The sequence below is a fragment of the Amycolatopsis marina genome (assembly GCF_900111885.1).
Classification (GTDB): domain Bacteria; phylum Actinomycetota; class Actinomycetes; order Mycobacteriales; family Pseudonocardiaceae; genus Amycolatopsis; species Amycolatopsis marina.
Genome location: NZ_FOKG01000029.1, coordinates 55,476 through 70,683, shown reverse-complemented (window position 1 = coordinate 70,683; position 15,208 = coordinate 55,476). Strand labels below are relative to the sequence as shown.

Annotated in this window: 12 protein-coding genes; 9 read left to right on the top strand and 3 right to left on the bottom strand. The window is 67.8% G+C overall.

Annotated features, from left to right (window positions below):
• The coding region (gene ahcY, locus BM199_RS30145) for an adenosylhomocysteinase (RefSeq protein WP_091678194.1) at positions 1 to 1,301 on the top strand (1,301 nt) is incomplete at its 5' end.
• A 73-nt stretch (positions 1,302 to 1,374) separates the two neighbouring features.
• Here ahcY and BM199_RS30140 read toward each other — a convergent pair.
• Positions 1,375 to 2,319, bottom strand: a complete 945-nt coding sequence (locus BM199_RS30140; RefSeq protein WP_425425619.1) for a helix-turn-helix domain-containing protein — start codon at positions 2,317 to 2,319, stop codon at positions 1,375 to 1,377.
• Between the two features lie 557 nt (positions 2,320 to 2,876).
• On the opposite strand from BM199_RS30140, the gene BM199_RS30135 reads away from it, so the two are divergent.
• The 7 genes from BM199_RS30135 (at position 2,877) to secA (ending at position 13,460) form a co-directional block, all read left to right on the top strand.
• Complete coding sequence (locus BM199_RS30135; RefSeq protein WP_091678831.1) at positions 2,877 to 3,515, top strand: dTMP kinase; 639 nt, start codon at positions 2,877 to 2,879, stop codon at positions 3,513 to 3,515.
• 278 nt (positions 3,516 to 3,793) lie between these two features.
• Positions 3,794 to 4,471: an MtrAB system response regulator MtrA gene (mtrA, locus tag BM199_RS30130; RefSeq protein ID WP_091678828.1), complete on the top strand. Its 678-nt coding sequence runs from the start codon at positions 3,794 to 3,796 to the stop codon at positions 4,469 to 4,471.
• 148 nt (positions 4,472 to 4,619) lie between these two features.
• Positions 4,620 to 6,374, top strand: a complete 1,755-nt coding sequence (gene mtrB, locus BM199_RS30125; RefSeq protein WP_091678825.1) for an MtrAB system histidine kinase MtrB — start codon at positions 4,620 to 4,622, stop codon at positions 6,372 to 6,374.
• Positions 6,371 to 8,128, top strand: coding sequence for an LpqB family beta-propeller domain-containing protein (locus BM199_RS30120; protein WP_245788915.1), 1,758 nt, complete (start codon positions 6,371 to 6,373; stop codon positions 8,126 to 8,128). The genes mtrB and BM199_RS30120 overlap by 4 nt, the downstream gene beginning before the upstream one ends.
• Before the next feature lie 56 nt (positions 8,129 to 8,184).
• A complete protein-coding gene (locus BM199_RS30115; RefSeq protein WP_245788913.1) occupies positions 8,185 to 8,868 on the top strand; it encodes a ComF family protein in 684 nt (227 codons plus the stop codon).
• Positions 8,869 to 9,458: 590 nt separating this feature from the next.
• On the top strand, positions 9,459 to 10,178 hold the full coding sequence (hpf, locus tag BM199_RS30110; RefSeq protein ID WP_091678822.1) for a ribosome hibernation-promoting factor, HPF/YfiA family: 720 nt from the start codon (positions 9,459 to 9,461) through the stop codon (positions 10,176 to 10,178).
• A gap of 423 nt (positions 10,179 to 10,601) precedes the next feature.
• Complete coding sequence (secA, locus tag BM199_RS30105; protein WP_091678819.1) at positions 10,602 to 13,460, top strand: preprotein translocase subunit SecA; 2,859 nt, start codon at positions 10,602 to 10,604, stop codon at positions 13,458 to 13,460.
• 56 nt (positions 13,461 to 13,516) lie between these two features.
• Here secA and BM199_RS30100 read toward each other — a convergent pair whose 3' ends face one another.
• Positions 13,517 to 14,014, bottom strand: coding sequence for an Rv3235 family protein (locus tag BM199_RS30100; RefSeq protein ID WP_143101956.1), 498 nt, complete (start codon positions 14,012 to 14,014; stop codon positions 13,517 to 13,519).
• Between the two features lie 171 nt (positions 14,015 to 14,185).
• On the opposite strand from BM199_RS30100, the gene BM199_RS30095 reads away from it, so the two are divergent.
• Complete coding sequence (locus BM199_RS30095; RefSeq protein ID WP_091678865.1) at positions 14,186 to 14,581, top strand: HAD family hydrolase; 396 nt, start codon at positions 14,186 to 14,188, stop codon at positions 14,579 to 14,581.
• Positions 14,582 to 14,587: 6 nt separating this feature from the next.
• Here BM199_RS30095 and BM199_RS30090 read toward each other — a convergent pair whose 3' ends face one another.
• Positions 14,588 to 15,190: a class I SAM-dependent methyltransferase gene (locus BM199_RS30090; RefSeq protein ID WP_091678813.1), complete on the bottom strand. Its 603-nt coding sequence runs from the start codon at positions 15,188 to 15,190 to the stop codon at positions 14,588 to 14,590.
• Positions 15,191 to 15,208: the final 18 nt, after the last annotated feature.

Below are 15,208 nucleotides of genomic sequence, written 5' to 3'. Positions count from 1 at the left end.
AGACGGCGGTGTTGATCGAGACGTTGGTGTCGTTGGGGGCGGAGGTGCGGTGGGCGTCGTGCAATATTTTTTCGACGCAGGATCATGCGGCGGCTGCGGTGGTGGTGGGTCCGCACGGGACGCCGGAGGAGCCGAGGGGGGTTCCGGTGTTCGCGTGGAAGGGGGAGTCGCTGGCGGAGTACTGGTGGTGCACGGAGCGGATGTTGTCGTGGGAGGGCGCGGGTCCGGCTGGGTCTGATGATCGGGCCCTGCGAGCAGGCCCGAATATGATTTTGGATGATGGTGGGGACGCGACGATGCTGGTGCACAAGGGTGCGGAGTTCGAGCGTGCTGGGGTGGTGCCGTCGGCGGAGGATGATGATCCGGAGGAGTGGCAGGTTTTCCTGGAGTTGTTGCGGGCGTCGGTGGCGGCGGAGCCGGGGAAGTGGTCGAAGGTCGGTGCGGGGATTCGTGGGGTGACCGAGGAGACCACGACGGGTGTGTTGCGGTTGTATCAGTTGGCGGCGCAGGGGGAGTTGTTGTTCCCGGCGATCAATGTGAATGATGCGGTGACGAAGTCGAAGTTCGATAATCGGTATGGGATTCGGCATTCGTTGGTTGATGGGATCAACCGGGGTACGGATGTGTTGATCGGTGGCAAGGTCGCTGTGGTGTGTGGGTATGGGGATGTGGGTAAGGGTGCGGCGGATTCGTTGCGGGGGCAGGGTGCCCGGGTGATTGTGACGGAGATCGATCCGATTTGTGCGTTGCAGGCGCAGATGGATGGGTATCAGGTGAAGACGTTGGAGTCGGCGTTGGGTGAGGCCGACATTGTGATCACCACGACGGGGAACAAGGATGTGGTGATGGTCGAGCATATGGCGCGGATGAAGCATCAGACGATCGTGGGTAATATCGGTCATTTTGACAATGAGTTGGATATTGCGGGGTTGGCGCGGTATCCGGGGGTTCGTCGGGTGAACATCAAGCCGCAGGTGGATGAGTGGGTGTTCCCGGATGGGCATTCGATTTTGGTGTTGTCGGAGGGGCGGTTGTTGAATTTGGGGAACGCGACGGGGCATCCGTCGTTTGTGATGTCGAACAGTTTCTCGAATCAGGTGATCGCGCAGGTCGAGTTGTTCACGAAGCACACCGAGTATGACAACGAGGTGTATCGGTTGCCGAAGAAGCTGGATGAGAAGGTCGCGCGGATTCATGTCGAGGCGCTCGGTGGTGAGTTGACGAAGCTGTCGAAGGAGCAGGCCGAGTACATCGATGTCGATGTCGAGGGTCCGTACAAGTCCGACCACTACCGTTACTGACGACACTTTCCCGGGAAAGTGCGATGCGTGCGTGTGCACGTAGGTCACTTTCCCGGGAAAGTGCCGGTCACGGTCAGGTCCACTCCACGGCGATACCGGCCAAGCCGGGTCCCGCGTCTCTGAAGAACGCGCTCGTCACCCCGCCGACGTCGCACGGAAGGTCGGCGGACTCCACCGGCACCGCGTCCTCCCTCGTGCGGAACTGGCGGGTGCAGCGCGCGGGCAGCGCCCGCCGGTGGAAGCGCATCTGTAGCAGGTAGCTCGCGCACTGGTCACGGAACAGCCGGAAGTAGCCAGGGGAAATCCCGCCGGAATCGTCCCTGATCTCGAAGCAGAACACGTGGATGGTGTCCGCGGGCAGCACCCGGTCGAAGAGCAACTCGACGACGAGGGTGTTTCCGCCGTCGTCCCGCCGCATGCGTCCGACCCGGCAGCCCTCGGCCGTGTGCAGGGCCGCGTCCTCGATCCGGCATCCTTCGTCGCCGTTGTAGAGCGTCACGTACCGGTCCGGCCCCTGCTTCCGGGAACGCGTCACCAGCCTGGTCGAGATCCCGCGCTGGCGGTACTGCGCGTCGAACGTCACGGTGTCGTGCACGGAGAGCAGTTCGAGATCGGCGTTGTACCAGTTGGACGAAGGATAGGCGCCGAGCTGGCTGAGCAGCCGGTCCGCGATCGGCCCGCTGTCGCCGTGCCGCAGATCGGCGAACGAGGCAGGCATCAACCGTGCGCTTTCGGCCGTCCGGTTGCCAAGCAGCGCCACCAGGGAACCCTGCGGCAGTTCGAGCACCGACTCCAGTGCCCGGACGGCGGCCATTGCCTTGGGCAGTTCCGGCCTGCGCACCCCGCGCTGCCAGTAGCTCAGCGTCGACTGGCCCACGGGCACACCGCGCTGCACGAGGTGCGCCCGCAGCCTGGCGAGGGAGAGCCCGCGCCGCGAGATCGCCTGCCGCAGCGCTTCGGCGAAGTCCGGCGGAAGGGAATGCGCGGCGGCTCGCGGCGGTAACGGGTGTGCGTCCAGCTTCTCGGACACCACGGGGTCCCTTCACCGACGAGCGAGCGTGCACTCGTGAACGTCGCGGAATGTTCACTCGGACGACTGACGTCGTCGGAGCGAACCCTACGTAAACGGGCGTGGCCAGGGCAAGAACGCCGTTCCGCGTTCCCGATCCGCCCGGAACGATCCGGGTGCGTACCGACCACCTTGTCTCGCCGCATGTTGATGCTCACCGTTGTGACAGCCGACGGTTCGACGAAGGAGGTGCGATGGTGACGGATTCGCGAAAACCGCCCGAGGCGCGTCTCCGGCTGTTGCCGGCTCCGGACATCCGCACGACGAAAGGCGGCCAGAACGCCACGGTGCCCGCGACGGCTGCGACGCCGCCACGGACACCGCCCTGCTGGCCTGGTCGCGGGTCGTGCTGCCGGGCGGTCTGGTGGTGATCGGTGCGGTGGCCTTCTTCCTGCGGTCGGCCATCCCGCGCAAACGGTCCTGACCTGCCCCCGAACCGGTGGGCCCGGTGTGTGCTGACACCGCCGGGCCCGCCGGTCGGCCAGCACGGCCGTAAGGTGTCGGCCGTGGGGCGACTAGTGGTGATCGAGGGGTTGGACGGCGCGGGCAAGCGCACCCTGACCGGCGGGCTGACCGCCGCGCTACGGGCAGTGGGTGCCAGCGTGACTACGATGGCCTTTCCTCGCTACGGCAGGAGTGTGCACGCCGATCTGGTCCGGGAGGCGCTGCATCGCGAGCACGGCGATCTGGCCGACTCGGTGTACGGCATGGGGCTGCTGTACGCGCTGGACCGGCGCGGTGCCGCTGCCGAGATCAGGGATACTCTCGCCGGGTTCGATGTGGTGTTGCTCGACCGCTACGTCGCCTCCAATGCGGCGTACCAGGCCGCGCGGCTGCACCAGGATGCCGACGGCGCGGTGGTCGAGTGGGTCAGGCGACTGGAAATCGAGCGGTTCGGCCTTCCCCTGCCCGATTTGCACATCCTGCTCAGGGTGCCACCCGCCGTCGCCGCGTCGCGGGCGCAGCACAGGGCGCGGTCCGAGGCGGACAGGCCAAGGGACGTTTTCGAGTCCGACGACGATTTGCAACAGCGCTGCGCGAAGGTCTACGACCAGTTGGCCGCGCGGGAATGGCTCAGTCCGTGGCATGTGGTCGACGGCGTCGAAGGGGTCGACACGACCGCTCTCGCGGCGCGTCTGCGGTAACTCGCAGTGCCTGTTCGAGAACCCGTGACGCGATCACGTCCCCAGGGCGCCCGTCCCCGGAGAAGCTGACGGTTGTGCTGTTCGGCGCCCTGCCGCCGAGATAGCGTGCCTTCGGCCAAACGGGTTCGCACGGAGCAGCTACGCTGGTCGGCTCGGTTCTCAGACTTTCCCTCACCGGCGTTTCCGGCACCCCTCCGGCTTTGGTCCGATCGGGCTAGTCGGGGCCGTGATCGCCGGGTCCTGTACGCCGGAGCTGTCCCAAGTGCGAATATGTGCTCATGAAGGCACGTGTGCTCGTCGTCGACGACGACCCTGCTCTGGCGGAGATGCTCACCATCGTGCTGCGTGGGGAGGGTTTCGACACGGCAGTAGTCGCGGACGGTTCCCGCGCCCTGCCTGCGCTGCGCGAACTGAAACCTGACCTCGTACTCCTGGATCTGATGCTGCCCGGAATGAACGGGATCGACGTCTGTAAGGCGATCAGGGCGGAGTCCGGGGTCCCGATCGTCATGCTCACCGCGAAGAGCGACACCGTCGACATCGTGCTCGGCCTCGAGTCCGGTGCTGACGACTACGTGGTCAAGCCGTTCAAGCCCAAGGAACTGGTCGCCAGGGTGCGGGCGCGGATGCGCCGGACCGAGGCGGAGCCTGCGGAGTCGCTGGCCATCGGCGATCTCACGATCGACGTCCCCGGCCACGAGGTGACCAGGGAGGGGAAGGGGATTCCACTCACCCCGCTCGAGTTCGACCTGCTCGTGGCGCTCGCCCGCAAGCCGAGGCAGGTCTTCACCAGGGAGGTACTCCTGGAGCAGGTCTGGGGTTACCGTCACGCGGCCGACACCCGCCTGGTCAACGTCCACGTGCAGCGACTGCGTTCCAAGGTGGAGAAGGATCCGGAACACCCGGAGGTGGTGTTGACCGTGCGCGGCGTGGGTTACAAGGCCGGCCCGCCGTGACCGTCGTAACCGTGCGTCGGGTGGCGCGGTTGGCGGGCCCTGCACGCGCCGCGAAGCGGTGCCGGTGGTCACAGCCCGCCGTGACGGTGCTTCCGGAGTCGCAGGGGGCGGGCGCCACCGGCGTCCGTGACCTTTGTGGCGGAGGCGGATGAACGACGGGCAAACCGGGTTCGGCAGGCGGGCGGTCGACCTCTCCCGGCGGCTGATGTCGTTCGGACGGCGACGGGTGGTCGCTTTCGGCGAGTTGTGGCGGCACTCACTGCAGTTCCGGGTCACCGTCTCCACGCTCGCGCTGTCCTCCGCCGTGGTCTTCGTACTGGGCATGGTTCTGCAGAACCAGATCACCGAGCGGCTGCTGGACACGAAGAAGCGCGCCGCGATCGCGCAGACGCGTGCGGTGGTGAGCACAGCAGAGGGCGAGCTCGGTGGCGTCGACACCGACCCTGATGCCCTGCAGCAGCGGTTGACCGCGGCGCTGAAGAAGATCACCAGCAGTTCCACCGCCGCGACCCAGGATCCCGGAATTTCGGCGGCAGGCGCGTTCGAACCCGTGCTGGCCAGCGGCAACAGTGAACGCGCCACCGGTGACTCGATCGCGGCGGGGCCGTACGAAAGTGTGCCGCTGCGCCTGCGCAAGTTCGTGGAGTCGGGGCAGCTCACCTGGCAGATCCACACGGTGGCGGATCCGGCGAACGGCAACGGGCGGACGACGTATTTGATCGTCGGCGCGCCGGTGATGAACACCGTCAGCCAGATTCAGCTGTACCTGCTCTTCCCACTGAACAGCGAGCAGAACACCGTCACCACGGTGCAGAACACGCTGCTCGTCGGCGGGCTCGTCCTGCTGTTGCTGCTGGCCGGTATCACCAACCTGGTCACCAGACAGGTGGTCCGGCCGGTGCGCAGTGCGGCCACCGCCGCGGAACGGTTCGCGGGTGGCGATTTGGACGAACGGCTGGTCGTGCTCGGTGAGGACGACCTCGCCAGGCTCGCGGTGTCGTACAACGAGATGGCGGCCAGTATCCAGCGGCAGATCCGTCAGCTGGAGGAGTTCGGGCAACTGCAGCGCCGGTTCACCTCGGACGTCTCCCATGAGCTGCGGACTCCGCTGACCACTGTGCGGATGGCCGCGGACGTGCTGCACGCCTCCCGGGAACAGTTCCCGGCCGGGCTCTCCCGAAGCACCGAGCTGCTGGTGGACGAGCTCGACAGGTTCGAGGCACTGCTCGGCGATCTGCTGGAGATCAGCAGACTCGACGCGGGAGTGGAGGAACTGGCCGCGGAGCTGGTCGACCTCAGGACGATCGCACGCAGGGCCATCGAGCAGGTGCGGGTCATCGCGGGCAACGTCGGCAGCGATATCGAGCTTCAGGTCCCGGACAGCGAGGTCAACGCGGAGGTCGACGCGAGGCGCTTGGAGCGGGTGCTGCGCAATCTGCTGGCCAACGCCGTCGATCACAGCGAGGGCAAACCCGTTCGCGTGCGGGTCGCGGGTAACGACTCCGCCGTGGCGGTGACGGTGCGTGACTACGGTGTCGGACTGCGCCCCGGTGAGGCGGACCTGGTGTTCAACCGGTTCTGGCGGGCGGACCCGTCCCGCAACCGGCGCACCGGTGGCACCGGCCTCGGGCTCGCGATCAGCCACGAGGACACCCGCCTGCACGGTGGCATGCTGGAGGCTTGGGGTGAGCCGGACCGAGGAGCCTGCTTCCGGCTGACCCTGCCCCGCGTGCAGGGTGAACCGATCGGGGAGAGTCCGCTCGCGCTGCCACCCGAGGACCCGATGGTGATCGATGCCGAGCCCGACGATCCTCGCCGGATCGAACAGGGTCCCGCGGCGGGTGGGGAAGCCGAGGCCGGCGACCGTGCGCGGGACGAGCAGCGGCACGAGGAGGTCAGGTGAGCGGCACCACGGTGAGGCGTGGCAGGACGCTGCTGGCGCTGCTCTGCTGCCTGCTGCTCGCCGGCGCCTGCGCCAACATCCCGGAGGAGTCGACTCCCGAGGTGGTGACCGGGGATCAGCTCGGGCAGATCTCCCCTGATGTTCCGGAGCCCGCGAAGGACGCGGACGTCCTGACAGTGGTCCGCGAGTTCGTCCACGCCAGCGCGAAGCCGGCGGGTGACAACGCGGCTGCCCGGGTCTACCTCGACGAGGAGTCGCGTAAGTCGTGGCAGCCGGCCAGGGGCATGTCCATCATCGACAACACGTTCGGCACGGTCTACGCGACGGGCGAGGAGAAACCGGCCGACCCGAACGAGCGGGTCGTCAAGGTGCGCGGCTTCCAACTGGGGCGGCTGGGCTCGGACAGTGCCTTCATCCCCACCAAAATGCCCTACGAGCTGAGTGTCGAGCTACGCAAGCAGGTGGACGGCCAGTGGCGGATCGTGAATCCGCCCCCGAACCTGGTGATCACGGAGGAGGACTTCGCGAAGAACTATCTCCGCGTGCCGGTGTACTTCTTCGCCCAGGACCCCAGCGCACTGGTGCCCGACCTGCGATACGTGCCGGCCAGGCCGCAGTCCGAACTACCCGGCCGGGTGGTGGACCTGCTGCTCGCGGGGCCTTCGGAGGGTCTGAGCGGGGCCGTCCGCAATCCGCTCGGTGACGACGCCGTGCTGGACAACAACGTGAATCCCACGGCGGACGGCGCCCTTCTCGTCCCGTTGTCCGGACTCGAGGACCGGAGCGAGAACGAGAAGCAGCTCATCGTCGCGCAGGTGGTGCGCTCCCTGCAGAACGTCACCGTGAGCCGGATCCGGATCCTGTCCGACGGGGCCGCGCTGGTCGACGGGCACGTCGACTGGCGGCCCAGCGAACTGCCGTCCTACGAGGCGCTGGTCGCGCCGAGCGCGGACCTGCCCGGCCTCATGACCCTGGAAGGGCGAATCCGGTCGCTGGCCGACGGTCAGCCGATTCCCGGTCCCGCAGGCTCCGGCGCCTACAAGGTGCAGAGTGCCGCGCAGTCGATCGGTGGCACCCAGATCGCCATCGTGGAGCAGACGGGTAACGGGGTGCGGCTGCGGGTCGGTGAGTTCGGGGGCGAGGTCCCCGTGGTCGAACAGCTGGGCAAAACACTGACCAGGCCGACCTGGCGGCCTTCCTCCGGGCCGAACGCCGCGTCCGGCGAGGTCTGGACGGTGGTCGACGGCAGGCAGATCGTCCGGGTTCTGCGCACTCCCCAGGGGGCGTGGACCCCGCAGCCGGTGGATGCCACCGACATCGCCGCGATCGGGCCGATCACCGACCTGCGGTTGTCCCGGGACGGTGTCCGCGTCGCCGCGATCGCCGGCGGAAAACTGGTGGTCGCCTCGGTGGTCCGGAGTTCGGACTCGGTGACCCTGAGGGCGCCGAGGGTCCTGCAGGAGGACGCGCTCGGCAACGTCGTGGACGTGGACTGGGCCACGCAGGACACTCTTGTCGCCGCGACATCGCTGCAGGCTGCTCCGGTGGCGCGACTGCCCGTGGACGGGCTGCGGATCGACAAGTTCAGTGGCTCGAACCTCACGCCACCGGTCACCGCGGTGACCGCGGCGCCGAGCCGGTCGGTCGTGGTGGCCGACTCCATGGGGCTGTGGACGGCGGGTGAGGTCGGGGAGGTCTGGCGGCCGCATCCGCAGTCGCCCGGCGCGGACGCCGTGCCGTTCTATCCAGGCTAGGCACAGGATCGAGCACGCCCGCCGAAAGTGTCGGTGCCGCGGGGCACGCTCGACGCGTGACCACAGGAATCAGCCTCGGCCGGGCCGGGCGCGCGGTACTCGACCTGCTACTGCCCACCTGCTGTGCGGGCTGCGGAGCAGGGGGAAGTCCGTGTTGCTCCGCCTGTGCGGCCGTGTGGTGGGGATTGGTGCCGGTCGCACGTGCCGCGGTCGCGAGCGGACCGCCGATGTTCGCGCTGACTCGCTATCGCGGTGTGGCGAGACGGCTGGTGCTGGCGCAGAAGGAGCGCGGCAGACGGGACCTCGCCGCACCGCTGGGCGCCGCGCTCGCGCGGGGCCTGACGAGCCTGCCCGCCTCCACGGGGAAGGGCGATGTCCACCTGGTCCCCGCGCCGTCCCGCGCCTCGGCTGCCCGGTTACGAGGAGGTTCGCACGTGCTCGCGCTGGCCCGGCACTGCGCCGTCGGCCTGCGGAACGAGGGTGTGCGGGCGCAGGTGGCACCGGTGCTTCGGCTGGCGGCGGGCGCGCGGGACGCGGTCGGTCTCGACGCCGAGCAGCGGGCGGCCAATCTGCGTGGCCGGGTGCGGGTGGCGTCGTGGCGGCTGCCGGAGCCAGGGGCGAGGGTGATTCTGCTGGACGACGTGATCACCACCGGCGCCACTGCGGCGGCCTGCGTCCGTGCGCTGCGAGAAGCGGGAATCGGGGTGGTTGCGGTGCTGGGTCTGACCGTTGCGGGGTAAACGTCCAAAACCCCTTTGTCACCCAGACGGGTGGTCCTGGGTGGGGAACCATGGCGGCCTCCCCGGGCGTTGAGGGGGTATGAGGTCGTCCGAGCAGTCACCACGAGTGGCAGACCACTCGACAGGGGTGGGTGGCCTCGGCGCCGCCGCTGTCACGCTGCGGCGCTCTCCCTCAGGGGTGGTGCGCCGACTGCGTGAAACAGAGGAGGAGTCGTTGCTCCGAACGGGCGGCTTCTTGCCAGCACGCGGCGCCGTGTGGCTGCACACGGTGACGACCATTGACGGGTTGACATCCCCCGCCTCGGGGGCTGTTCTTCCGGCCAGTAGCGGGCTAACGTGCTCCGCTATCAGCAATCCCGGTCAGCAGGGAGGTGAAAAGCCCATGTCCCTGACGCCGGAGGAGCGTTGAGCACGCGTTCGGCGAACGCCCGCGAGACGTCGTGACCGCGTTCGCAGAGTTCTCTCACCGCTATCCGGGCCCCTTCTCTTCAGAGCAGCAGCCCAGGTCGCCGCTCTAGGCGGCATCCCCTTTTTCACCGGCGTCACAGAACATCGAATTCTCGCAGTCATCCCAGCGAGGGAGGTCGTGTATGGACATCGTCGTCAAGGGTCGCAACGTGGAGGTGCCCGAGCACTATCGGGCGCACGTCAGCGAAAAGCTGGCCAGGCTTGAGCGCTACGACAGGAAGGTCATCCGGTACGACGTGGAGCTTTTCCACGAGCCGAACCGCAGGCAGGCCAAGAGCTGCCAGCGTGTCGAGATCACCGGCAAGGGCAAGGGCCCGGCCGTCCGTGCGGAGGCCTGTGCAGGCGACTTCTACGCCGCGCTCGACTCCGCCGTGAGCAAGCTCGAGAACCGGCTGCGCAGACAGCACGACCGCAGGCGAGTGCACTACGGGCGGCGCAGCCCGGAATCGGTCGCGGAAGCCACATCCGTTTCGACCGCCTCGATGGCAGCCGGTTCCTCCGGCCCCATCGTCAACGGCCGGGTTCCCGCCGCGAGTACCGCGGTTCTGGACGCCCCGGGCGAAATGGGCTCGGTACTGCCGGGCGAGGACAGCGACGCGATGTCTGTGGAGGACATCGACCTGCCGGAGCAGCGTTGGGACGACGGTGTGATCGACCACCAGCCCGGTCGCATCGTGCGCGAGAAGCAACATTCCGCCGAACCCATGACGGTTGACCAGGCTCTCTACGAGATGGAACTGGTCGGACACGACTTCTACCTCTACAACGACGCCGCCGCGGGCAGGCCGAGCGTCGTCTACCGCAGGAAGGGCTTCGACTACGGCGTCATCAGGCTGGGCTGATCCAGCTTCCGACTACTCGCATCGGCACGGCCCGCACGCCTCGCGTGCGGGCCGTGCCGATGACTGTGACAGGGGTTCGAGAACCGAGTTCACCAGCGCAAACGCATTACGCGAACCCGTTAGGCCGAAGGCGCGCAATCTCGGCGGCAGGGCGCCAAGCAGCAAAAACATCAGCAGCACGGGGGAGCTGGCGCCCTGGCGACGCGATTGCGTCACGGGTTCTCAAACGGGCTGTGACAGGGCAAGCAGGCCCTGTGACAGCGGTTCCGGAGGCCGTGGTGGAATGCCCCACCTACGGCGCGTGCGCTCCGGTAGCCACCTTCCCTACGATGGAACCAGCACGCGTCCGCCTGCGGCGCGTCCGCCGCACGCTGCCCGGCGCCTGCTCGGGCGCGAACAGATACAGCTAGTGAGGTCGACCGGATGGTTTTGAACCGCCTGCTCCGCGCGGGCGAGGGCAAGATGGTGAAGCGGCTGCGGGGAATCGCAGACCACATCAACACCCTCGAAGACGACGTCAAGGACCTCTCGGACGCCGAGCTGCGAGCCAAGACCGATGAGTTCCGTTCGCGGTACGCCGACGGCGAGTCGCTGGACGAACTGCTGCCGGAGGCGTTCTCCGTCGCCAGAGAGGCCGCCAAGCGCGTGCTGGGGCAGCGGCCCTTCGACGTCCAGATCATGGGTGGTGCGGCACTGCATCTCGGTCAGGTCGCCGAGATGAAGACCGGTGAGGGCAAGACGCTGACCTCGGTCCTGGCCTCCTACCTCAACGCCATCTCCGGCAAGGGCGTGCACGTCGTCACCACCAACGACTACCTCGCCAAACGTGACTCGGAGTGGATGGGCCGGATCCACCGGTTCCTCGGCCTCGACGTCTCGGTGATCCTGTCGGACATGCAGCCCGCCGCCCGGCGCGAGGCCTACCACGCCGACATCACCTACGGCACGAACAACGAGTTCGGCTTCGACTACCTGCGCGACAACATGGCCTGGAGCCTTGAGGACTGCGTGCAGCGCGGCCACAACTTCGCCATCGTTGACGAGGTCGACTCGATCCTCATCGACGAGGCCAGGACGCCGCTGATCATTTCCGGGCCGGCTGACCAGTCCTCGCGCTGGTACAACGAGTTCGCCCGGATGTCGCCGATGATGAAGCGCGACATCCACTACGAGGTGGACGAGCGCAAGCGCGCGGTCGGTGTCACCGAGAAGGGCGTCGAGCTCATCGAGGACCAGCTCGGGATCGAGAACCTGTACGAGGCGGCGAACACCCCGCTGGTCGGGTACCTGAACAACGCGCTGAAGGCCAAGGAGCTCTACCGGAACGACAAGGAGTACATCGTCCGCAACGGCGAGGTGCTGATTGTCGACGAGTTCACCGGCCGAATCCTGGCCGGTCGCCGCTTCAACGAGGGTATGCACCAGGCGATCGAGGCCAAGGAAGGCGTCGAGATCAAGGCCGAGAACCAGACGCTGGCCACGATCACGCTGCAGAACTTCTTCCGCCTCTACGACAAGCTGTCGGGAATGACCGGTACCGCCGAGACCGAGGCGGCCGAATTCCACCAGACCTACAAACTCGGTGTCGTGCCGATCCCGACGAACCGGCCGATGGTCCGTGCCGACCAGGCCGACCTGATCTACAAGTCGGAGCCCGCGAAGTTCGAGGCGGTCGCCGAGGACATCGCCGAGCGGCACGAGAAGGGCCAGCCCGTGCTGGTCGGTACCACCAGCGTGGAGAAGAGCGAGTACCTGTCGAAGCTGCTGCTCAAACTGGGCGTGCCGCACGAGGTGCTGAACGCGAAGAACCACCACAGGGAAGCGCTGATCGTGGCCAAGGCCGGTCGTAAGGGCGCGGTCACGGTCGCCACCAACATGGCGGGTCGAGGCACCGACATCGTGCTCGGTGGCAACCCCGACATCATCGCCGACGAGGTGCTGCGCGAGCGCGGCCTCGACCCGGTGGAGAACTCCGAGGAGTACGAGGCCGCTTGGCCGAAGGTGCTCGAGGAGGTCAAGGCCGAGGCCGAAGCCGAGGCCGAAGAGGTCAAGGAAGCCGGCGGGCTCTACGTCCTCGGCACCGAGCGGCACGAGTCGCGCCGGATCGACAACCAGCTGCGTGGCCGGTCCGGACGTCAGGGCGACCCGGGTGAGTCCCGCTTCTACCTGTCCCTGGGCGACGATCTGATGCGCCGGTTCAACGCCGCGATGGTCGAGCGGGTCATGACCACCATGCGGCTGCCCGACGACGTGCCGATCGAGCACAAGATGGTCAGCAAGGCCATCAAGAGTGCTCAGACGCAGGTCGAGCAGCAGAACATGGAGATCCGCAAGAACGTCCTCAAGTACGACGAGGTGATGAACAAGCAGCGCAAGGTCATCTACAACGAGCGCCGCAGGGTGCTCGAGGGTGAGAACCTGCGGGAGCAGGCCGAGCACATGCTGCGTGACGTGGTCACCGACTATGTCAACGCCGCCACGGCCGAGGGTTACGCCGAGGACTGGGACCACGAGAAGCTGTGGACTGCGCTGAAGACGCTGTACCCGGTGCAGGTCTCCTGGGAAGACCTTGCCGAGGACCACGACGACCTCGACTCCGACAGGTTGCTCGAGGCGCTGCTGGAGGACGCGCAGCGGGCCTACGACGAGCGTGAGGCCGAGATCGACGCCAAGGTCGGCGAGGGCGCGATGCGCGAGCTGGAGCGGCGCGTCGTGCTCTCGGTGCTGGACCGCAAGTGGCGTGAGCACCTCTACGAGATGGACTATCTCAAGGAGGGCATCGGCCTGCGTGCGATGGCGCAGCGCGATCCGCTGGTCGAGTACCAGCGCGAGGGCTACGACATGTTCCGGGTCATGCTCGAGTCGCTGAAGGAAGAGATTGTCGGCTTCCTGTTCAACCTGCAGGTGGAGCAGAGCGAGCAGGCAGCGGCGGCGTCCGCGGAACCAGCGACTTCGGTCCCAGGGGCCGAGCAGGCGGGCGGTCAGGCAGCCGCACCGGCGAGCAACGGCAGGCACGCCCGGCCGGTGCCGCAGCAGCCCGCACCCGCCCCGAAGCCCGAGCCGCAGCCGGGCGAGGCCGTGCCCTCGGCCCTGCGTGGCAAGGGGCTGGACCGCGGAGCCCAGCAGGGCCTCACCTTCTCCGGCCCTTCGGAGACGGGCGGCGTCGAGTCGCGCAACGGCGAGGACGACGAGTCCGCGGGCGGCGACGGCGCCACGCGCCGCGAGCGCAGGGCCCAGGCCCGCGCCCAGGCGAAGAAGAAAAAGAAGGGCGCCCGCCGCTAACCCGAGTTGGCACTTCCCGGGCCCGAGTTTGCGGTTCCGGAGCTCGAGTTTGCAGTTCACGAGCGTGAGTTGGCGTTTCCGACGCCGACGAAGGTGAACGAGACGCACTGCCAGCCGTTGTCGCCCGCCTCGAAGCGGGCGACAACGGCGAGGTTGCGTTCACCGGCCTGAACCCGCCCGCTCACCTCGAGCGCGCGATCGGTCGGCCGACAGCTGCGCATGGACACGAGGCGCAGGTGGGCGCCGTCGGCGGTGCGTGGAGTGAGGGTGATCTGCCGGTACAGCGTTCGCGAGACGGCTGACCGCAGTTGCTCGACGGGTCTGCTACCGCCGTAGACCTCGACGATCGCCGCCAGCACGGTGTGCACGCGCCGCGGATCGAGAGCAGGCGCGGGGTTGGTCTCGTCCTTCGGCGGCTCCGCGGACTGCGTAGGACGGTCCGGCAGGCGCCTGCGGGTCTGGCGGTGCACGACCTCGATTGCCCCGCGATGCGACACCCACGGTTCGAACCGCCTGAGTGGACGTAAACCCCCGCGCATCGGCTGCGATCTCATACAGACTCCCCCTAAGCTGTCTGGTCGGCGACGATTGGTCGCTCGTAATACAGAGGGGAGCGGCGGCCGGATTCGGTCATAGACCACTCGTGTCGGTGATCCCCGATCGGGTAAGGCCACTGCCAGTGACGGGGCTCGGCCGCGTTGACGCGTGTCGCTAGTGTGAGCGGCGTGCTGCGCGGACTGGTGCTGGACTACGCCGGAGTGCTGACCGATGTGGGAGCGTCGGAGCTGCTGGACGCGCTCGAACGGGCCCGAACCGCGGGGATACGGACGGCGCTGCTCTCCAACGCCGCGAGCGGTGAGTCCGTTCGGCGCAGCCTGTCGCCCTACTTCGACGAGCAGGTGTACTCCGGCGAGGTCGGGGTCGCCAAGCCGGATCGAGAGGTTTTCCTGCTCACCGCCGAGCGGCTGGGAGTGCCCGCGGACGCCTGCGTGTTCGTGGACGACGCGGCCGGGAACGTGGCAGGCGCGGTCGCCGCGGGGATGGTGGGCGTGCACCACAGTTCCGTGCCGGAGACACTCGCCGAACTTGAGGTCCTGTTCCCGAGTCTCCGGCCGTCGTGAGGCCCATTACCGCCCGCGTTGTGCCCGCAGGACGATGTCGTGAAGGTGGTGCGTGCCCGCGGGCGCGGGGGCGGTTCGTGGCCGGGTTTCGTTGACCAGGACGGTCCAGCTGTCATCGAGGAGCCTGACGATGTCGTCGGGCCGGTAGTAGTCGTCCGGGTCGAAGCCACGCTCCTGGCCCGGTGGCAGGTCGGCGACGTCGTGGCTGGCGAACAGCAGGGTGCCGCCGGGCGCCACGGCGGCCAGGAGGCCGCGCAGCGCGGTGTCGTCCCGCTGGCGCCGGAGCGGGAAGTACTGGACTGACACCAGGTCGAACGCTGCCGCAGGTGGGAGCGTTGCGGTCAGGTCGCCGCGTGTCCACGCCACGCGGTCGGCGACGTCCGTGGCTGTTGCGGCGGCCCGCCGCAACGCGACCTGGGATATGTCGACCGCGGTGACTCGCCAACCGCGTCTGGCCAGCCAGAGCGCGTCGCCGCCTTCACCGCAGCCGACGTCGAGTGCCTGACCTGGTGGCAGGTCGGCGGTCTCGGTGACGAGCACCCCGTTGGGGCCGCCACTGAAGAGTTGGTCACTGCTGCGATATCTCTCGTCCCAGAACTGTGCGTCCATACGTTCTTGCCTCCGTGG